This is a genomic window from Pseudosporangium ferrugineum (assembly GCF_003002065.1).
GTDB classification, from domain to species: Bacteria; Actinomycetota; Actinomycetes; order Mycobacteriales; family Micromonosporaceae; genus Actinoplanes; species Actinoplanes ferrugineus_A.
Map to the genome: position 1 here is coordinate 684962 of NZ_PVZG01000001.1, position 20597 is coordinate 705558.

A 20597-nucleotide genomic window follows, 5' to 3' on the forward strand; every position below is an offset into this window, starting at 1 on the left:
AGTGACCAGGATGTTCCGACTCATCCAACTCCACGCGCAGCACGGCGTTCCCCGCATCGGCGTGGATCCCGACGGCTACGGCAGCGAGCGGGCCGCGCTGGCCCGTTACCGAGAGACACCGGCGATGTTCTTCGGCGTGGGCCGCTTCGACGAGTCGGGGCGGCTGGCCGAGATCGTGATGGACACCGCCTGCGGGCCCGCGGTGAACTGTCCGAGACCGGCCGTCGTCGTGCACGCCGAGACCTTCCAGCGGCTCTGCGACACCTGTTCCTTCGGCCTCGACGTGCTGACCCTGCCCGAGCTGGCGATCCGCCTCGGCGTCGCGGTACGCCTCGCGCCGGTGATGGCACCGTCCGGCCGCCATGCCGCCCCCGAGGAGAACTGCTCGGTGGGCAACCGGATCGCCCGGGAGTTCGCCCAGCACATCGACGACCCGGTGTGGCGGATGGAGCTGTGCGCCGAGCTGGCCCGTACGCCCAGCGCCGTCAACGGCCTGCTGATCGGGGTAGGCGCGCTCAGCCACCGGGACGTGCTGGACCACTATCCGGCGCTGTGCGCGCTCGGCACCCAGCTGCCCGTCGGCATCCACGCCGACCTGAGCCGGGCCACGTCCCGCCCGCTGTCCCCGGCCGGCGTCACCGCCCTGCGTCTCGGTCTCTAGCCGCGCGGCCCGGCCGGGCGGCGGAGACAATGGCGGGATGCGATCCTTCGACGACCTGGTGCGGCGGGCCCGCGCGCTCGTGACGGACGGGCGCCGGGCCATCCTCGGCATCGCCGGCGCGCCCGCCGCCGGCAAGACCACCCTGGCCGAGGAACTCGTCGCGGCGATCGCGGCGCAGGGCCCGCCGGGGTGGGTCGCGCACGTGCCGATGGACGGCTTCCACCTGGCCGACGTGGAGCTGGAACGGCTCGGCAGCCGCGACCGCAAGGGCGCGCCGGACACCTTCGACGCCCTCGGCTACGCGGCCCTGCTGCGCCGGCTGCGGGAGGACACCGACGAGATCGTGTACGCCCCCGGCTTCGAACGCGTCATCGAGCAGCCGATCGCCGGCGCGATCCCGGTGCACCGCGCCGCCCGCCTCATCGTCTCCGAGGGCAACTACCTGCTCGTCGACGACGACCGCTGGGGCGCCGTACGCCCGCTGCTCGACGAGGTCTGGTACGCCGACCTCGACCCCGAGTCCCGCCTCGCGCGCCTGATCAGCCGGCACCGCCGCTTCGGCAAGGACGAGCAGGCGGCCGTCGCGTGGGCGACCGGCACCGACGGGCGCAACGCCGCGATCATCGAGGCCACCCGGGATCGGGCCGATCTGCTCGTGCCCCCGGCGCTGATCCGGAGCATCGGCAACCCGCCACCGTGACGCCGCCCGTGGCAGACTTCACGCGTGACAGTCGGTGAAACCGTCGAGACGGCACCCCGGCGACGGCCCGGCCGGGCCGCCCGCTTCGGCCTCATCATCACAGCGATCCTGCTACTGCTGTTCGGTGTGCCCTGGTGGACGCTGGTCGCCGCCGGCAACCACTGGCCCGGCCCGGTCTTCGCGGTGGGCACGATCCTCGTCGTCGCGCTCGCCGCGGCCTTCCCGGTGCTCATGTTCACCGGCCACGGCCCGCACCACCGCGACGGCGCCGCCCGCGCGGCCGACACCCTGCTCGGCGTCGTGTGGGTCCTCTTCACCTGGTCGGTGCTGAGCCTGGTGCTGCGCGCGGTCCTGGCGGTCGCGGGCGTCGCCGACCCGGACCGCTCCCGCATCGTCACGGCGGTGGTCGCGCTGGTCGCGCTGGTCCTGCTCCTCTGGGGGTACGCCGAAGCGATGCGGGTGTCCCGGGTACGCCGGGTGGAGGTGACCCTGCCCCGCCTCGGCGCCGGGCTCGACGGCCTGCGGGTCGTGCTGCTGACCGACACCCACTACGGCCCGATCGACCGGGCCCGCTGGTCGCGGGGCGTCGTGGAGGTGGTCAACTCGCTGGAGCCGGACATCGTCGCGCACACCGGCGACATCGCGGACGGCGAGGTGTCCCAGCGCCGCGAGCAGGCGGCACCCCTCGGCGACGTCCGCGCGAAACTGGCCCGGGTGTACGTCACCGGCAACCACGAATACTTCAGCGGCGCCCAGCGCTGGGTGGAACACATGGCCTCGCTGGGCTGGGAGGCGCTGCACAACCGGCACGTGGTCGTGACCCGCGGCGGCAGCAGCCTGATCGTCGCCGGCGTGGACGACCGCACGGCGGCGGGCTCGGGCGTACCCGGCCACCACATGGACCACGACGCGGCCCTGCGCGGCACCGACCCGTCCCTGCCGATCCTCCTCCTGGCCCACCAGCCCCAGCAACTCACCGGAGCGGTCGCCCACGGCATCGACCTCCAACTCTCCGGCCACACCCACGGCGGCCAGATGTGGCCGTTCCACTACCTCGTCCGCCTCGACCAGCCGGTCCTCCAAGGCCTGAGCCACCACGGCGAACGCACCCACCTCTACACCTCCCGCGGCACGGGCTTCTGGGGGCCACCGTTCCGCATCTTCGCCCCGAGCGAGATCACCCTCCTCACCCTCCGCGCCGGATGACCGCGGCCTACCTGAAGGGCTCGGTCGTGGTGGGACGTGGCGGTTCGTCCTCGCCCCGCCCGCCGGCGCCCGGAACTTCGCGATACCGGGGCACCGGACTCTTCGGTGCGTCGGGAACGTCGGCGGGAGGCGTAGCTCCACGCTGATCCGCGCGTTCTTCCGCCGGAATCTGATCCACGGGCGTCAGCCCGTGCTCCGGCTCAGGAAAATCGGTCATGTGGCCCATGGTGTGCGCACGGCGACGGGACCGCCAGCGAGCCGGAGGAGTTTGGCACACCCCCATGGCGGCCGGCTCAGGGGTGGGCGGGGAAGTGCCGGGTGACCTCGGCGGCCGGGAGCGGGCGGGAGAAGAGGTAGCCCTGCACGTACGAGCAGCCGAGTTCGGCGAGGGCCGCCGCCTCCTCCTCGGTCTCGATGCCCTCGGCGATGACCTGGATGCCGAGGTCGAGGCCCATGGCGATCATCAGCCGGACCAGCTTGCGGCTGCGGGGGTCGGTCCGCATCCGGGAGACGAAGGAGCGGTCGATCTTCAGGGCGTCGAGGGGGAACCGGTGCAGCGCGGCGAGTGACGAGTATCCCGTGCCGAAGTCGTCGAGGTGCAGCTTGAAGCCGTCCTCGTTGAGCTGGCGCATGAGGGTGCTGGCGACGTCCTGGTTGTGCATGATGACGCCCTCGGTGATCTCGAAGATGACCATGGACGAGGGTACGGCGAACTTCTCCAGCGTCTCGTTGACGAACGTCCGCAGTTCGGGGTCCCAGAACTGCCGGTTGGAGAGGTTGACGCTGACGGCCAGGTCGCCCCACGCCGGGTTGTCGTCCAGCCAGGCCCGGGCCTGGCGGGCGACGGCCTCGATGGTCCAGTGCCCGAGGTCGCGGATCAGCCCGGTCGACTCGGCGGCCGGCAGGAAGTCGTTCGGGCTGATCATTCCCCGCCTCGGGTGCTGCCAGCGGATCAGCGCCTCGGTCCCCACCGTGCGCCGGTCGTGCAGGCGCAGGATCGGCTGGTAGTGCAGGTCGAACTGGCCGCCCTCGATGGCCTGCCGCAGGTCGGACTCCAGTTGCAGCTGCTGCACGACCCCGGCGTGCATCGACCCGTCGAAGAGCACGTAGCTGCCGCTCCCAGCGGCCTTCGCCCGGTACATGGCGGTGTCGGCGTCGCGCAGGTACTCGTCGGCGGTGTGGTGGCCGGTCGCGCTGGTGGCGATGCCGGCGGCCGAGCTGACCGCGAGGGTACGGCCGTCGACGTCGATCGGCGCCGAGATGACCGACAGGACCCGCACCACGGTGTTCTGCGCCGCGCCCGGATCGTCGAGGTCCTCCAGCAGCAGCACGAACTCGTCGCCGCCGAAGCGGGACACCAGGTCGTTGCGGCGTACCACCTGGGCGAGGCGTTCGGCCACGTGCACCAGGACCTGGTCGCCGACCTGGTGGCCGAGGCTGTCGTTGATGAGCTTGAAGCCGTCGAGGTCGAGGAAGACCACCGCGAACAGGTAGCCGCTCTGCCGTTCGGCACGGCGTACCGCCTGCTCCAGCCGTTCCAGGAAGAGCGAGCGGTTGGGCAGGCCGGTGAGCTGGTCGTAGTACGCGTCGTGCCGGAGCTGCCCCTCGAGCAGCTTGCGGTCGGTGATGTCGGTGATCGAGCCGACCAGCCGGATGACCTGCCCGTCGTCGTCGCACATCGACCGGCCGTGGTTGAGCATCCACCGGTAACTGCCGTCGGCGGCGCGCAGCCGGTGCTCCAGTTCGGTGGTCGGCGTACGCCCCGAGAGGTGCCCGGAGAGCATGGCGTGGACGGCGGCCCGGTCCTCGGGGTGCACCCGGGAGATCCACTCGTCCGGCTTCGTGGTGATCTCGTGGTCGGCGCAGCCGAGCAGCGCCTTCCAGCGGCTGGAGTAGAAGACGGTGCCGGAGGCGAGGTCCCAGTCCCACAACCCGTCGTTGGCGGCCTCCGCCGCGAGCGCGTACCGCTCCTCGCTGGTCCGGATCTCGTCGAGCAGCGTCTTCTCCGAGTGGATGGCCTGCTCGTTGGTCAGCGCCACCGCCATCAGCACCGCCCAGTGGTTGTACCGCTCGAACGCGGCCTCGGCGCGCGGGTCGAGGGGGCCGGCCAGGGCGAGGAAACCCCAGTCGCTGCCGGCGAAACGCACCGGCAGGACGTACACGTAGCGGAAGTCGTCGCCCTGCTCGTCGGCGAGGCCGACCAGCGGCAACGGCGGGAAGGCGGAGACGGCGCAGGTCTCCGGCAGGGCGGGCAGCCGGCCCGCCCGGTCGTACGTGCTGACCACGCGGAGGGTGTCCGAGCCGGGCCGGCCGTCCCACAGCCCCAGGCAGCCGGTGCGGAACTCGGTGTCCGCCAGCCATTCCAGGGAGTGGCCGGCGAGCGTGGGCTGCCGCACCAGATCCGTGCCGATCATGAAGTAGCGGCGCTGGATCTCGCGGTCGTGGTACACCGTCGGCCGGCCCCGCACGTCGAGGTCGCGGTCCTCGAGCAGGAGCAGGGCCAGGTCGAACACGAGGCGCTCGAAGCGGTTCGCGACCGCGAGGTCGTCCGGGGCGAGCCGCGCGGCCAACGCCTGGGCGAACGTACGGACGGCGTTGACGATCTGCAGCGGGTTCGGCGACTCCGCCACGAGCCGGCGCAGGTCGGCCGTCGTCGTCCGCAGGTCGTCGGCGTGGCCGGTCCCCGGCCCGTGCGCGACCGCGGTGAGCAGCGCACCGAGGCGGTCGGCGACCCCGGACAGCACCTGCCGCTGCGACCAGGTCAGCTCCCGGACGTCGTGGGCGGCCTCCGCCAGGCCGTCGATGAGGCTCGCGCGGATCAGATCCTCGTCCGGCGCGCCCGGCGCCGCCGTGAAACCGCTCTCCGGGCGGCAACCGCACGACTCGCGCCGTACGAACGTGACCGGGGTGCAGTGCGCCCCCGGCGCGACCGGGAGGCCCTCGGCGGCGTCGAGGGCGAGGTTGCAGACGGTGGCTCCGGCGACCAGGAAGCTCTGCGAGATGGTGGACAGCGGCGGCTCGCAGGCGGCGGCCTCGGCGACGTCGTCGAAGCCGATGACCGCCATGTCGGCGGGCACCTTGACGCCCACCTCGGCCAGGGACCGGATCAGCGCCATGGCGACCAGGTCGGTGACGGCCACCGCGGCGGCGGGCAGCCGGCCGCCGGCCCGCAGCTGGGCCACCGCCCGGGTGGCGTCGTAGGACTCGTCGAGCGTCCAGTCGACGGCCGCCTTCGGGCGCGGTGTCAGGCCGTGGCGCGCCATGGCCGCCCGGTAGGCGGCGAACCGGATGACGTCGTCGGCGTCGGCCGGGTCCCGCCCGACGAAGGCGATGTCGCGGTGGCCGTGCCCGACGAGGTGGTCGACGGCGAGGGCGATGCCGCCGTCGTTGTCCGGCACCACGATCGGGCAGTCGAACTCCGGCTTGCGGAAGACCGTCAGCACCGGCCTTCCGGTGCGGGCGAAGTCCTCCAGGACCTGGTCGGGCAGCGACGCCTGGCCGGCGACGAGGGCGTCGAAGTGGTCCCAGCCGATCGGCGTCCGGAAGTCCTCGTCCCGGTAGCCCTGTAGGCCGGCGTCGAACGTCTGGATCGCGATGATGCGGGCGCCGCGGGGCGCGGCGGCCTGGAGCGCGCCGGCCAGGATGTTGCCCCAGAAGTAGCCGTGGACGAACGGCGCGACGAACCCGACCGTCGTGCCTCGTTTCACGCCACCCGCCACACCATCAAGATCGGCGCTCACGGCGATGAGCTAAGGGGCTACGCAAAACCCTGTCAAGAGAGTTATCGCCGGATCGCCACTATTGCGAACTTTTTCGCCGGATACGCCGTTTGCCGGCCCGCGCGGTCAGGCACAGGCCACCCGGGCCGCCGCCCAGTCCGCGTGGTCCAGGCCGTTGCCGTTCCCGCCGTCGTCGACCCGCAACTCCATCGTCGCCGCGCCGGTCAGGTCCACGTTCACCGAGGTGGCCGGGCTGTCCCCGGTCAGCACGGCAGACTCGTAGCGGCGGACGCCGTCCAGCCACACCGAGAAGACCACCGAGCCGCCGCTGCCGGTCTCGTCGTCGACGCCCACCACCGCGCGCAGGCGGGAACAGCCGCCGTCGAGCGGCACGGTGATCCGGGAGGCCGCGTGCACGCCCAGGCCCTTCGGGTACTCCGTACCGGCGATGGTGATCGGGCCGCCGTCGCCCGCCTCCTGCTCGCCGTTGCTGCGGTCCTTCTCCGCCGGTCCCCAGCCGTTGGTCTGCGGGGTGTACGGCCGGTCGCTCAGCCAGGACCAGCCCGGCGGCAGCGGTGCGGCGGTGCTGACCGTCGCGGACGTCGTCGAGGAGAAGCCGTCGGGCGTGGTGGTCACCGCGGTGGCGGTCAGGGCGTACGTGCCCACGTCGGTGTCCGCCGGCGGGGTGACCCGGAACGTCGCCGTGGCCGGGGTGCCGTACTTCACCGTGCCGAGCTCGACCGTGGCCGGTTCGACGGTCCAGCCCTCCGGCGCGCTCAGGCGTACGGTGGCGGTGTTGAGGCCCGACGCGCACCGGGCGGTGACGGTGACCTGGACCGGTTCCGCGGTGCCGGCCTGCACCGTGCCGTCCGTGGTCGCGGCGAGCGACGGCGGGCACGGCGCCGGCACGTCCGAATCGGGTACGCCCCCGGCGGCGGCCTCCGGCCGGGTCAGCGGCCGCAGCACCAGCTCCTGCGAATACGGCACCGACGGCGACAACCGGTACGGCGTCAGCACCGAGTTCGGCGTCTCCCCCATGCCGGTCTCCCCCGCGGCGGCGTGCAGGGTCACCCAGCCGCGGTTGCGGACCAGCGGCAGCTGGTGGTCGTACTCGGCGCGGTCGAGGCGGTCGTACGCGGAGACGCTGACGTCCCGCATCCCGCCGACCAGCAGGCCCGCGCGCCCGTCGGTGAGCGACGCCCAGCGCGCGTCGGTGTGGTTGCCGTTCGCCTGCGGCCGCGAGTACCGCACGTACTCCTTGCCGACGGTGCTGCGGTAGACGCCCATCGGGGCCCCGCTGCGCCGGTCGTTGTACGACTCCTGCGGCCCGCGCCCGTAGTACGCGAACTGCTGCATCTCGTCGGGGACCCGCAGCGCCAGCCCGACGCGCGGCAGGTACGGCAGCGAGCCGAGCCCCGCCCCGGACGGCATCACGTCCTGGCGCAGCGTGATGGTGCCGCGCCGGTCGATGCGGTAGCGCAGGGTCTGGTCGAAGGCGATCGTCCGGCCGGCCTCGCGGGTGCGTACCTCGACGACGGCCGCGTCGCCCTCGGTGGTGGTCCTGACCCCGGTGGTCGAGGAGGTGAGCGCGTCGAGGCCGGTGTCGTGCCAGACGCGGCGGTCGTCGGTGCCCCAGTCGTACGTCTCGTTGCTGGTCGGCGGGCGCCACACGTCGAGCCGCGGGCCGCCGTGCAGCAGCTCCCGGCCCCTCGTCCGCAGCGACACCAGCTCGCCGTCCTCGAAGCGGTAGGTGAAGCCCGGCCCGGACACCTTGACCGTCCCGCCGTCGGTGGTCAGCGCGGGCGCGCCGGACAGGGGCGGGGTCCGGACGCCCGGCACCGCCGTACCCCCGACCGCGAACTGGTCCTGGCCCAGCACCCAGCCGCGCCGCGCCCAGGGCAGATCGCGGGTGCTCTCCGCGGTCACGGTCAGGAAGCGCTCGCGGTCCGCCGGGTTCGCCGGGACCGCCCCGACGTCGAGGTCGGCCGACCCGGAGGGACCGAGGACGAGGGTACGGGTGCCCGACCGCAGCGTCCGTTCCTGCTCGGTCAGCCTCCACCGCACCCGCACCTCGAGCGCGCCCGCCTGCTGCTCGTTGCGCAGGCTGATGCGGCCCGCGGCGGCGTCGGCGGCGCTGATCCGCACGGGCGCGTGCGCCCACGCCATCTCGGCGGTCTCCGGCTGCACGTACCGGTCGGAGCCGACCAGGCCGTCGGTGCCGGACAGGCTGATGCCGAGGCTGAGGAAGTCACCCCGGCGCTGGAAGGTGTCGAAGTCGAGCGCGAGGACCGCCGTGCCGGACGGGTCGGCGCCGGCGGCGAGCTGCTCCGGGGTCAGCGCCACGCCGTGGATGCGGGCGTCGTCGATCAGCCCGCGGCCGAGGCGGGCGTTGCGCAGGTCGTTGTCCTGCTGGGTCTCGGCGTTGTGGCCCAGGTTGACCTCGTACAGGCCGGGGTCGACGGCGCCGGTCCGGGGCGCCGTGGCCACCCGGGAGCCGTCGATGTAGAGGTGCAGCGCGCTGCCGTCGTACACGCCGGTGACCCGGTGCCAGGCGCCGTACCAGTCGGCCGGGACGTCCGCGGCGACGGCGGCCCAGCCGTTGATGTCGGCACCGAACTCCAGGGTGTCGCGGTCACGCATCTGCAGGGCGTACCCCTGGCCCTTGGTGAGGATCGGGAAGCTGCCGGCCCACTCGCCCGGCTTGACCCACGCGTCGAGGGTGAGCGGGCCGGTGAGGTCGAGGCGCGGGTCGCGGAACACGTCGACGAAGTCGTCGAGGCTGGAGAGCGCGACGGCCTTGCCGCGCCGCCCCTGCTCCTGGCCCGGCTTGCCGACGAGGAAGGCCTGGAGGTGCCCGGGGCCGGAGTCGGGGGTGAGCACGAGCGGCTGGCGCAGGTTCTGCTCGGCCCAGTCCCAGATGAAGCCGCCCTGCATCGGCGGATGCTTGCGGGCCAGCGCCCAGAACTGGTCGAAGTTGCCCAGCCCGTTGCCCATGGCGTGGGCGTACTCGCCCATCACGATCGGCTTGGTGCTGCTCAGCGTGCGCGCCTCCAGCCGGGCCGGGGTCGGATAGCGGGGGCCGTCGACGTCGGCGAACGGTGCGTCGCCGTCCGGGTCGTTGGACTGGTGGTAGAGCAGCCGGGTGGGCTCGTTGGCGTCGGCCCACTCCGCCATCGCGTAGTGCGCGGCGCCGAGGCCGGCCTCGTTGCCGGTGTCCCAGAAGATGACGCTCGGGTGGTTCTTGTCGCGCTCGACCATGGCCCGGAACCGGTCGGCGAACGCCTTCTGCCACTCCGGCCGGTCGGCGAGGCACACCGACGGGCAGCTCTCCCGGTTGTGCGTCTCGATGTCGACCTCGTCGTCCACCCACAGGCCGTGGCGGTCGGCGAGGTCGTACAGGTACGGGTCCGACGGGTAGTGCGAGGTGCGGACGGCGTTGATGTGCAGCCGCTTCATCAGGAACACGTCGTCGCGCTGCGCCTGCCGGGTGACGTGCCGGCCGGTGTCCGGATCCGTCTCCGCCCGGTTGGTGCCCTTGATCAGGATCCGCCGGCCGTTGACCAGGATCTGCCGGTCGCGCACCTCGACCTCGCGGAAGCCCACGGCCTGCGCGGTGGTCTGCAGCACGCGCCCGTGCCCGTCGAGCAGTTGCAGCGCCAGCGTGTAGAGGTTCGGTTCCTCGGCACTCCACTTCGCCGGGTTCGCGACGGGCGCGGTCAGGGTCACCCGCCCGCCGCCGGTCGAGCCCTGCGCGGTGGTGACGGTCCGGCCGGCGCCGTCCAGCAGGGTGCCGCGGACGGTGAAGGCGCCGGGGGCGCCGGCCACCTCGACCCGGGCGGAGAGGACGGCGTCGGTGTAGGAGGCGTCCAGGTCGGTCGTCACGTACGCGTCCCGCAGGCGGGTCTGCTCGGTGCGGTAGAGCACGACGTCGCGGAAGATGCCGCTGTACCGCCACTGGTCGAAGTCCTCGAGGTACGCCCCCGAGCCCCAGCGGTGCACCTGCACGGCGATGGTGTTGCGTCCCGGCCGCAGCCGGTCGGTGACGTCGAACTCGGCGGGGGTGTAGCCGCCCTGGTCGTACCCGACGTAGGCGCCGTTGACCCAGACCAGGTAGTTGCTGGTCACGCCCTCGAAGCGGAGGAAGACCCGGCCGCCGCGCCAGGACGCCGGCAGGTCCACCGTCCGCAGGTAGGCGCCCGTCGGGTTCACGTCGCGGGGCACCCGGGGCGGGTCGTCGGGCACGATCTCGGTGGGGATGTTGCGGAACACCGGGTGGTCGGCGAAGTCGGACTGCCAGGTGTGCGGCACCCGCACCGAGGGCCACGCGGACCCGTCGAAGCCCTCCTCGTTAAACGCGGCCGGCACGTCGTCCGGCCGGTCGAAGATCTTCAGCCGCCAGTCGCCGTCCAGGGACCGCACGTACGGGCTGGGCCCGTCGTGCTCGGTCACGTCGGCGGCGGCCTGCGAAATCGAGGCGTACGGCCGCAGATCGGCGTGCGGCGGCTCCTGCCCCTCGGCGGTGAGCTCCGGATCCTCCAGGTAGCGGTACACGTCGGCGACGCTCTGCGGGCCGCCGGGCCCGGCGGTGGCGGGCGCGGCCGGGCCCGCCACCAGCGATGAGGCCATCATCAGGACGGCGGCAGCGGCGGCGAGACGGCGCACAGGGTGCTCCTGACGATCCGGCGGCGAACATCGAGCAGGGTTGATACTTTCCCGCCCGCGAAAAACTGTCAACGTGACCCACCGTCCCCTGTGGCCGGTGGGTTACGGTGCGGGGATGGCACGCCGAGCCGTTCTCGCTTCCACCGCCGCCCTCGCCCTCGTCCTGGCCGGTGCCGCGCCGGCCGCCGCCGGAGCCACGTTCCGCCCCGGGGCCCCGGGGATCGGCGACCCCTACTTCCCGCTCGCCGGCAACGGTGGCTACGACGTCCGACACTACGGGCTCGCCATCACCTACACGCCGGAAACAGGCATGCTGAACGGGGTGGCCACGATCTCCGCCACCGCCACCCAGAACCTCTCCGCCTTCAACCTCGACTTCGACGGCCTCACCCTGCGCTCGCTGACCGTCGACGGCCGCGCCGCGGCGTGGCACCGCGCGGACGGCGAGCTGACCGTCACGCCGGGACGCGGGTTGCGCAAGGGGCACAAGTTCACCGTCGTCGCCCGCTACGACGGTGTGCCCGAGCCGATCGAGGACCCGATCCTCGGCACGACCGGCGTGTTCCGCACCGACGACGGCATGGTCATCGTCGGGGAGCCCGAGGTGGCGTCGACGTGGTTCCCGGTGAACGACCACCCGCGGGACAAGGCGGCGTACACGATCCGCATCACCGCCCCCGAGGGCCTGGAGGCGATCTCCAACGGCGTGCTCCTCGGCCGCTCCACCCGGCCGGGCTGGACGACCTGGACCTGGGACGCCCGGGAGCCGATGGCGCCGTACCTGGCGACCGCGACGGTCGGGGAATACCGGGTGAACGCGTACCGCAAGGACGGCATCCGCTACTGGGACGCCCTCGATCCGAAGCTGTTCGCGCCGATCGCGCCGCCGCGCACCGGCGACCGGCTGGCGATGTCGTTGCAGGGCGAGCCGGCGTACAAGCGGCTCAGCCGGACCCTCGCGGTGCCGGCCGGCGGCGCGAACCTGTCCTTCCACGTCACCCGCGCCACCGAGCAGGGCTGGGACTTCTTCCTGGTCGAGGCGCACACGCCCGGCGCGGACGACTGGACCACCCTCCCGGACGCCAACGGGCACAGCGACACCTGGGCCGGGGCGGTCTGCACGTACGCGCCCACGCTGCACCCCTTCCTGCTGCACTACGTCACCTCGGACGAGCCGGACTGCCTGCCGACCGGAAGCACCGGCAGCTGGCACGCGGCCACCGGCGCGAGCGACGGCTACGAGCAGTGGTCGGTGGACCTGTCGGCCTGGGCGGGCCGGTCCGTCGAGGTGTCGCTCACCGCGGTGAACGACGAGATCATCACCGACAGCGGCGTGTTCGTCGACGACGTCGTCGTCTCCGCCGGCGAGGGCAGCACCTCCTTCGAGGACGGCCTCGGCGGCTGGACGCCGGGCGGCCCGCCCGCCGGCAGCCCGCCCAACCCGGCGACCACGTGGAGCTCGGGCACGGTCGCGGACGAGCCGCCCACCACCGGCGACAACGCGGCGGCCGCCCTGGCCCGGGAACCCGAGATCCTCCGCTTCCTCTCCGACCGGTTCGGGCCGTACCCGTTCCGCGCCTCCGGCGGCATCGTGGACAGCTCCGACGCGTTCGGCTTCGCGCTGGAGAACCAGACCCGCCCGGTCTACGCGCCGGGCTTCTTCTCCTTCCCCGGGTCGGCCGGCGTCGTGGTCCACGAGCTGGCCCACCAGTGGTACGGCGACAGCCTCTCCGTCGACCTGTGGCGCGACATCTGGCTCAACGAGGGCTTCGCCAGCTACGCCGAGTGGCTGTGGGAGGAGGAGCAGGGCCAGGGCACCGCCCAGGAGACCTTCGACGACCTCTACGAGCTGTTCGCCGACGAACCGGAGTTCTGGGCCCTGCCGATCGGCGACCCGGGACCGCGGCACCTCTTCGACGGGCAGGTCTACGTGCGGGGCGCGATGACGCTGCACGCCCTGCGCACCGAGGTGGGCGACGACGCGTTCTTCCGCATCATGCGGAGCTGGGCGACGTCGCGGGCCGGCGGCACGGTCACCACCGCGCAGTTCATCGCCCACGCCGAGAAGGTCTCCGGGCGGCAGCTCGACGACCTCTTCACCGCGTGGCTGTTCAGCCCGACCCGGCCCGAGGTTCCCGCCCGGGCCGTGCGGAGCGGCCCGCACCGCCCGGTCGTCACGTCACCGATCGTGCGGCAGGCCCTGGTGCGCTGAGCCGGCCGCCGCGATCGCGTCCGCGGCGGCCAGCATCAGGTCCCCCACCGGCTGCAACCCGATGCCGGCCGCGAGCAGGCCGGTGGACACCCGCTCGGCGACGCCCCACTCCCACACGGCGGTGGCGTCGAGTCCGGTGGCCGCCGCCAGTTCGCGGGCGCGGTCCCACGGGTCGCCGGCCATCAGCTCCGCCGGGTCCTCGCGCATGAGCACGCCGAGGTCGTACTCGGGCTCGGCGAGCAGGCCGTCGGGGTCGACCAGCCGCCACCCGTCGCCGCACCGCAGCGCGTTCCACCGGTGCACGTCGCCGTGCACCAGGACCGCCCGGGCGTCGTCGTGGGCCGCGATCCTGCGGCGCGCGCAGGCGACCGCGTGCTCGACCGTACGCCGGGCGCACGGCCGGCCCAGCTCCTCCCAGCGCCGCTCGATGCGCCCGATCAGCCATCGGCCCTTGTCCGCGCCGGTCGGCAGGCCGGCGTCCGGGACCGGGCGCCACACCCGGCGGGCCAGCCCGGTGAGCACCCGGAGCCGTTCGCCGAGGGGCAGGTCCAGGTCCGCCATCGACGGGCCCAGGCGCTCGAGCAGCAGCGCCGCACGGGACTCGTCGGCGCGCAGCAGCCGTACGCAACCGTCGCCGCCGGCCAGCCGCAGCACCGTGATCTCGTGCGCCGCGGGCCCGCCCCGCCGCGGCACGAGGAGCTTCAGCACGGCGGGAGAACCGTCGGCGAGCGTGACCGGGGTGACGTAGGCCTCGGTCGCGTCCCCGTACGGCGCGCCGGCCTCGAACCCCCACTCCGCGGCGAGCGCACCGATCAGCGAGGGCAGGGCCGCGAGCCACTCCCCGGCCCCCGCGGCGTGGGCCTTGGCGGCGACCACCGGCGGAATGTGCACGGCCGCGATCGTGACACACGTGACCCTCGGGGGCGACGTAATTGCGTTGAGCCGCCGGAGCGGCCCCCGCAGGATGGGGAGACCGCCCCTCCCCTGCTGCCTGAGGACTCCCGATGCGCCTGCTCCGCGACTTATGGGCTACTTCGCCCCGTCGCACCGCCTTCATCGCCGTCCTCATCGTGCTCGGTGCGGCCGGTCAGGCGGCGGCCCTCGGCCTCGCCGGTGCCGTGCTGGTCAACCGCTCCGTGCCCGTCTTCGGCGTGCTCGCCGCCGCCCTCGTCCTCTCCGTGTTCAGCGACGTCGTCGTCGGCCTGGTCGCCGCGCGGCTGACCGCCGACTGGGCCGCCGCCGTGCGCCGCGGGCTGTGCCGGGTGGCCTTCGGGCAGGACGTACCGACGCTGGAGAACACCCCGGTCGGCGAGCTGCTCGACCGCATCGACAGCGACGTCTACCAGGTCGGCTCCGAGCTGCGCGGCAGCGGCGTACGGCTGGCCCAGTCGCTCGCCGTGGCGGTCCTGTCGATCGCCACCGCCTTCTTCGCCTGGTGGCCGGCCGGCATCGGCATGGTGCTGGTGTCGATCCTGCTCGTCGTCCTCATGAACAAGCCGATCCAGCGCATCTCCCCGGCCCGGATCAGCGAGGAGGAGGCCTGGTCCGATCTCGCCGCCGTGATGGAGGAGGCGGTCCACGGCCAGGACGACGTGCGCACCAGCCTCGCCGCCCCGTACGTGCGGCGGCTCTACGCCCAGCGGGCCCGCGAGGTGCTCGAACGCGGCCGGCGGGTCTGGACGATGTCGTCGCGGATCACCATGGGCGCCGGGGCGGTCACCCGTACGCTCATCGCCGTCCTGGTCGTCGGCGGCGCCTGGGCGCTGGCCGCCGGGCACATCGGCGGCGCCCGGCTGACCGCGGTCTGGCTGCTGGCGCTGGGCTTCGGCGGCACCCTCGAGCACGTCACCCGGATGGTCCCCGAGCTGCAGAACGCGCTGGGCGCCTGGAGCCGGGTGCAGCTGCTGCGCGGCGTGCCGCAGGAACCGGCCGGCGGCCTCCCGCCCGCCGACGGCGACCTCACCGTCCGCGACCTCACCTTCCGGTACGGCGAAGCCGGCTCCGGCCGGCCGCCCGCGTTGCGCGACGTCAGCCTGACCTTCCGGCGCGGGCGCTCGTACGCGCTGATCGGGCGCACCGGCTCGGGCAAGTCCACCCTGGCGAAGGTGCTGACCCGGGCGGTCGACGTGCCCCGCGGCACCGTCTTCTTCGCCGGCACCGACCTCAACGACCTCGACGTCGAGGGGCTGCGCCGGTTCACCGCGATCGTGCCGCAGCGCACCGAGATCCTGGCCGGCACCCTGGCCGAGAACATCGCCCTGTTCGACGAGGAGCTGCTGCCCCGGGCCGCCACCGCCGTCGACGAGCTGGGCCTGGGCAGCTGGGTGGAGAGCCTGCCGGACGGCATCGGCACCAAGCTCGGCGAGGGCGGCTACGTGCTCTCCGCCGGCCAGGAGCAGCTCGTCGCGTTCGCCCGGATCCTGGTCCGCGACCCGCACGTGGTGATCCTCGACGAGGCCACCGCGCGGATGGACCCGGTCACCGAGGCGTGGGTGCAGCGCGCCACCGACCGGCTGCTGGAGGGCCGCATCGGCGTCATCGTGGCGCACCGGCTGTCCTCGGTGCGCCGCTGCGACGAGGTCGTGGTGCTGGCCGACGGCGAAGTCCTCGAGGCCGGCCCGCTGGCCGGGTCCCGCCGCTTCGCCGAGCTGCTGGCCAGCTCCAACGTGGTGGCGCCGGCCCGCAGCGGCGGCGGCGTGGCGCTGCTCGAACGCGAGCCGCAGGAGCCGGTGAGCGCCGAGCTGGGCAACAGCCTGCCGCTGGCCGACCCCCCGCCGCTGCCGGAGCCGCCGCGGACCCACACCATGCGGGAGATCTTCCGGCTGACCACCAACGACGCCCGGTACGGCCTCGCCGCGGTCGCCCTGTTCGCGGTGCTGGTGCTGCTCGGCCTCGACGGCGCGATCCTGCCGCTGCTGTGGTCGCGGGTGGTCGACGGCACCGGCGATCCGATGTGGCCGGCGCTGGGCATCGCGGCCACGCTGATCGTCGCCATCCCGACGCTCTACTACACCGGGGCGTGGTTCCCGGAGTGGTGGGTGCGGCAGATGCTGCGGATCAGCATGCGGCTGGTGCACGGCCAGATCGGCCCGCGCCGGATCACCAAGCACACCCCGGCCGAGGTGGTGGCGCAGGGCGGCGACACCGAACGAGTCGTCATGCTCGCCGACAACCTCATCGACACCGCGATCGGCCTGGTGATGATCGTCGCCATGACCCTGGCGTCCCGCTCATGGGTGCCGGCGCTGTTCTTCGCCGGCACGATGGTGGTCTCGGGGCTCGCGGCCACGCTGTTCGGCCCGCGGCTGGAACGGGCCGCCCGGCACACGGTCGCCGCCCGCGCCTCGTTCGCGACCGCGCTGGTGTCGTCGCTCTCGGCGGCCCGCACGGTCAAGCTGGCCGGTGCGACCGTGCCGGTCCTGGCGCACCTGGCCCGGCTCGACACCGTACGCAGCGAGCGCCAGCGCCACGAGATCGCCATCCAGGTGTGGGCACGCTCCACCCCGGCGCTGCTCAGCGGCCTGCTGCCGATCGCGGCGTGGGCCATGTACCTGTCCGGCGACCTGTCGGCGGCGGCCACCCTGATCGCGGTGGCGGTGCTCGGCGCGGCGAGCTGGTTCGCGTGGACCACGGCGTCGCTCGTCTCGCACTTCCCGTCGGCGCGGGTGTGGACGCGGCGGACGACGGCGATGGCGGGCGTGTCGGCGTACTCGTCGGAGGTGCCGGGCGTGGACCTGGCGGCGGGCACGGCCGACGCCCCGCCGGAGGCCCCGCGCATCCCGCTGCGCCGGCTGGAGCTCTCGGGCTTCAGCGCGGTGCACGAGAACGGCACGGTGGGCGCGAAGGACGTGGACCTGACCGTGGACCGCGGCGAGCTGGTGCTGGTGGTCGGGCCGGTCGGCGCCGGCAAGTCCTCGCTGCTGCGGGCCCTCGCCGGGATCGTGCACCACACCGGCACGCTGGCCTGGAACGGCCGGCCGGTGGACGAGCCGGAGACGTTCCTGCGCCCCAACCAGGTCGGGTACGTCGCCCAGCTGCCCCGGGTGCTGTCCGGCACGGTGGCGGACAACATCGCGCTGGGCCACAAGGTCGACGCGGCGGACGCGGTCACCACCGCCCAGCTGGAGCACGACCTGGCGGCGGCCGGCGGCGGCCTGCAACTGCTGATCGGCCACAAGGGCACCCGGCTCTCCGGCGGCCAGCTCCAGCGGCTGGCCCTGGCCCGGGCGCTGGCCCCGCGCACGGAGCTGCTCATCGCGGACGACGTGTCGTCGGCGCTGGACGTCACGACGGAGCTGGAGCTCTGGCGTGCCCTGCGCGAGCACGGCGTCACGGTGGTCGGCTCGACCTCGAAACGCGCGGCCCTGTCCCGGGCGGACCGGGTGGTCGTGCTGATCGGCGGCCGGTCGGTGGCCCAGGGCACGTGGCGCGAGCTCGAGGACCGCTACGGCCATCTGGCCGGCTGACCAGGGGTCCGGTGAGCCCGGCCGGCACCCGGCCGGGCTCAGCGGGCCTGCGCCTCGAGCTGCCGGACCACCTGCGTGACGGTGCCGGCCGGGATGGCGAAGCCGACGCCGACGTTGCCGGTGCTGCGGTCGCTCGCGGTCGCGATGGCCACGTTGATGCCGACCACGGTGCCGGACGTGTCGACCAGCGCCCCGCCCGAGTTCCCCTCGTTGATGGCGGCGTCGGTCTGCAGCAGGCCGGTCAGCTTCTCGCCGCCGGTGTCGACCTCGCGGTCCAGCGCCGACACGATGCCCGAGGTCACCGTGCCCGCCAGGCCCAGCGGCGCGCCGAAGGCCAGCACCGTGTCGCCGACCGCGACGCTGCCGTCCGTGCCGAACGTGGCCGGAGTCAGCCCGGACGCGCCGGTCGCCCGCACCAGCGCGAGGTCGTGGGTGGCATCGGCCGCGACGACCGAGGCGGGCACCGTACGCCCGTCCGCCAGCCGCACGCTGACCGTGCCGCCCGACGCGATCACGTGGTTGTTGGTCAGCATCAGCCCGTCCGCGCCGAGGATGACGCCGGAGCCGAGCGAGGACCCCTCGGGCCCGTCGACCAGCACGGTCACGATGCTCGGCGACACCTTGGCGGCCACGGCGGCGAGCCCGGAGGACGTCGCGGCGCCGGTGGCGGTGGTGGTGGCCGTCGCGGCGGCGGCCGGGGTGTCCGCGTAGTGCCCGGCCACGAGGGCTCCGGCCGTACCCCCGCCCCCGATCAGGGCGAGCAGCACCGCGCCGCCGGCGATCCGCCGGGGCCACCGCCCTCCTCCCCCTCCCCGGTGACTCACCACGTGCGGCGGCAACGGCGGAACGGGCGGCGGCGTGGCGGTCATCGGGTCGTCGGCGTACGCGGGGCGGGTCAGCAGATCAGTCATGACCTTCACTGTTCCCCCGTCCCCTTTCAGCTTCCGGTGAGCCGTCTGTGGGTTCCCTGGACGTCCCGGTTCACCCGTGCGGGCAGCCACCCGTCGCCCGGGCGCGCGGCGGCCGTTAGGTCTGCGGCAGCGCAACCGACGACGGGGAGGGACCGATGAAGAGGATCTGGTGGGCCGCGACCGTGCTTCTGCTGGCCACGGGCGGGTGCAGCAGCGGCGGGGAGGCGGAACCGGCGACCGTCCCCGTACCGGTAACCACGGCCACCACGACCGGCGGGGCGCCGTCCCGCGCCCTGGCGACGGAGAGCACCCCGGCGGCGAACCGGCCGCGGGCCCCGGAGCCGGCCGCGGCGGACCCCGGCGCCTTCATCGGCACCTTCCGCGAGAAGCTCCCCGAGCTGGCCCTCGACCGCCGCGACGACGAGATCGCCCTGATCGCCGAGCAGGCGTGCGCCTCGCTGGCCGCGAACGCGCCCGCCGGCACGGTGGTGGCCGGGACCCGTAGCCTCGGCACGATCGACGCGGAGGCGACCGACCAGGCCACCGCCCGCGAGATCATCAAGCTGGCCATCGACACGGCCTGCCCGGGCCAGAGCCGCCGCGTCACCGAGTTCTGAGCCGCGCCGTCACGACACCGGCGAGGGTGTTACGGCCGCCGCCGGTCGCCGCGTCAGCGCCAGGACCAGCCCCGCACCCACCAGCAGAGCCGCGACGGCGAAGGCGGCGTGGGTCCCCCGGGCGATCACCGCCGGCGGCGCGACCGCGCTGCCGCCCGGGCCGGCGTACGCGAAGACCGCCCCCATCACCGACGCCCCGGTCATCAGCCCCACGTTGCGCGACAGGTGGAGCATGCCCGACACCAGGCCGCGCCGCCGGGGCGCCACGTCGCGCAGCACCGCCGTGTTGTTCGCCGCCTGGAACACCGCGTACCCGGCGGTCACGACGAGCAGCGGCAGCAGATAACCCGGTACGCCGGCCGACACCGGCAGCACGGCCAGCGCGACGGCGCCCCCGGCGATGGCCGCCAGGCCCGTGACCACCGTGGCCCGCGTCCCCCAGCGGTCGGCCGCCCGGCCCGCCGGTACGCCCGCGAGCGCCGCCACCGCCGGGCCGGCCGACATCACCAGGCCGGCCGCCGCCGGGCCGAGACCCAGCGCCCCGGCCAGGTGGAACGGCCCCACCACCAGGGTGGTCATCATGACGGTCGAGACCAGCGCGCTGGTCGCCAGGCCGGCGGCGAGGCCCGGTTCCCGCACGACGCGCGGGGACAGCAGCGGCGACGCGACGCGGTTCTCGGCGATCACGAACAGCACCAGGCCGGCCGCGGCCACGGCGAGCAGGCCCACCGCCCCGGTGCCGGCGGTCGTCGCCAGCGCGTACGCGCCCAGGGTCACCGCCAGCAACGCGGTGCCCACCGGATCGAACCGCCGGCCGCCCGCACGGGCCGCCGGCGCCGGCCGGGGCAGTGCGCGCACCGCCAGCACGAGCGCGGCGAGGCCCAGCGGGACGACGGCGAGGAAGATCGCCCGCCAGCCGAAGCCGGCCACGAGCGCGCCGCCGAGCGACGGCCCGAGCGCCGTACCGACCGCGGACACCGAGCCGAGCAGGCCCATGGCGCTGCCGGTGCGGTCCGCGGGCACGCTCTCCCCGACGAGGGCCGTGGTCAGCGCCATCATGCCCGCGGCGCCCGCGCCCTGGAGCACCCGGGCGGCGATCAGGACGGTCGTCCCGGGCGCGAGGCCGCAGAGCAGCGTCGCGCCGGTGAACAGCGCGATGCTGCCGAGGAGCAGGCGGCGCCGGCCGATCAGATCCCCGAGCCGGCCCGCGCCGACGATCAGGGTGGTGACGGCGAGCAGGTAGCCGAGGACGACCCACTGGACCGTGCCGAAGCCGGCGCCGAGGCCGGCGGCGATGGCGGGCAGGCCCACGTTGGCGACGCTGGTGCCGAGCGACGGCAGCAGCATGGACAGGGAGAGGGCGGTCAGGGCACGCCGGGTCGCCGAGTTGGTCACGATCCGACCGTAGGAGCGATCGGGACCGGGCGGAACGCGCAAAGATGT

General features: G+C 74.1%; 11 protein-coding genes. 6 read left to right on the forward strand and 5 right to left on the reverse strand.

Annotated elements, in window-relative coordinates; all coding sequences use genetic code 11:
- Positions 1-10 precede the first annotated feature (10 nt).
- From CLV70_RS03020 to CLV70_RS03030, 3 genes are read left to right on the forward strand one after another with little or no spacing between them, the layout of a single operon-like run.
- Entirely contained in the window at positions 11-661 is a 651-nt protein-coding gene (locus CLV70_RS03020; RefSeq protein WP_106124739.1) for a hypothetical protein, read from the forward strand.
- Between the two features lie 37 nt (positions 662-698).
- A complete protein-coding gene (locus CLV70_RS03025) occupies positions 699-1361 on the forward strand; it encodes a nucleoside/nucleotide kinase family protein (RefSeq protein ID WP_106124740.1) in 663 nt (220 codons plus the stop codon).
- Between the two features lie 24 nt (positions 1362-1385).
- Positions 1386-2567 (forward strand): metallophosphoesterase, encoded by a 1182-nt coding sequence (locus tag CLV70_RS03030; RefSeq protein ID WP_106124741.1) that lies wholly within the window; start codon positions 1386-1388, stop codon positions 2565-2567.
- Positions 2568-2860: 293 nt separating this feature from the next.
- Here CLV70_RS03030 and CLV70_RS03035 read toward each other — a convergent pair whose 3' ends face one another.
- Positions 2861-6274, reverse strand: a complete 3414-nt coding sequence (locus CLV70_RS03035; protein ID WP_146163939.1) for an EAL domain-containing protein — start codon at positions 6272-6274, stop codon at positions 2861-2863.
- 138 nt (positions 6275-6412) lie between these two features.
- Entirely contained in the window at positions 6413-10948 is a 4536-nt protein-coding gene (locus tag CLV70_RS03040; RefSeq protein ID WP_245907982.1) for a glycoside hydrolase family 2 TIM barrel-domain containing protein, read from the reverse strand.
- Between the two features lie 115 nt (positions 10949-11063).
- Here CLV70_RS03040 and CLV70_RS03045 point away from each other — a divergent pair, with 115 nt between their 5' ends.
- A complete protein-coding gene (locus tag CLV70_RS03045; protein WP_211303606.1) occupies positions 11064-13160 on the forward strand; it encodes a M1 family metallopeptidase in 2097 nt (698 codons plus the stop codon).
- Here the strand turns inward: CLV70_RS03045 and CLV70_RS03050 are convergent.
- Entirely contained in the window at positions 13128-14051 is a 924-nt protein-coding gene (locus CLV70_RS03050) for an aminoglycoside phosphotransferase family protein (RefSeq protein WP_106124743.1), read from the reverse strand. The two genes, CLV70_RS03045 and CLV70_RS03050, sit on opposite strands and share 33 nt — an antisense overlap.
- Positions 14052-14164: 113 nt before the next feature.
- Between CLV70_RS03050 and CLV70_RS03055 the strand changes: the two genes are divergently transcribed.
- Entirely contained in the window at positions 14165-17626 is a 3462-nt protein-coding gene (locus CLV70_RS03055; protein ID WP_106124744.1) for an ATP-binding cassette domain-containing protein, read from the forward strand.
- A gap of 38 nt (positions 17627-17664) precedes the next feature.
- On the opposite strand, the gene CLV70_RS03060 is transcribed toward CLV70_RS03055, so the two are convergent.
- Positions 17665-18537 (reverse strand): S1C family serine protease, encoded by an 873-nt coding sequence (locus CLV70_RS03060; RefSeq protein ID WP_106125020.1) that lies wholly within the window; start codon positions 18535-18537, stop codon positions 17665-17667.
- Between the two features lie 155 nt (positions 18538-18692).
- On the opposite strand from CLV70_RS03060, the gene CLV70_RS03065 reads away from it, so the two are divergent.
- Positions 18693-19154 carry a DUF732 domain-containing protein gene (locus tag CLV70_RS03065; protein WP_106124745.1) on the forward strand — a complete coding sequence of 154 codons (462 nt, stop codon included), beginning with the start codon at positions 18693-18695 and terminating at the stop codon, positions 19152-19154.
- A 9-nt stretch (positions 19155-19163) separates the two neighbouring features.
- Here CLV70_RS03065 and CLV70_RS03070 read toward each other — a convergent pair whose 3' ends face one another.
- Positions 19164-20549, reverse strand: coding sequence for an MFS transporter (locus CLV70_RS03070; protein ID WP_245907983.1), 1386 nt, complete (start codon positions 20547-20549; stop codon positions 19164-19166).
- Positions 20550-20597 lie beyond the last annotated feature (48 nt).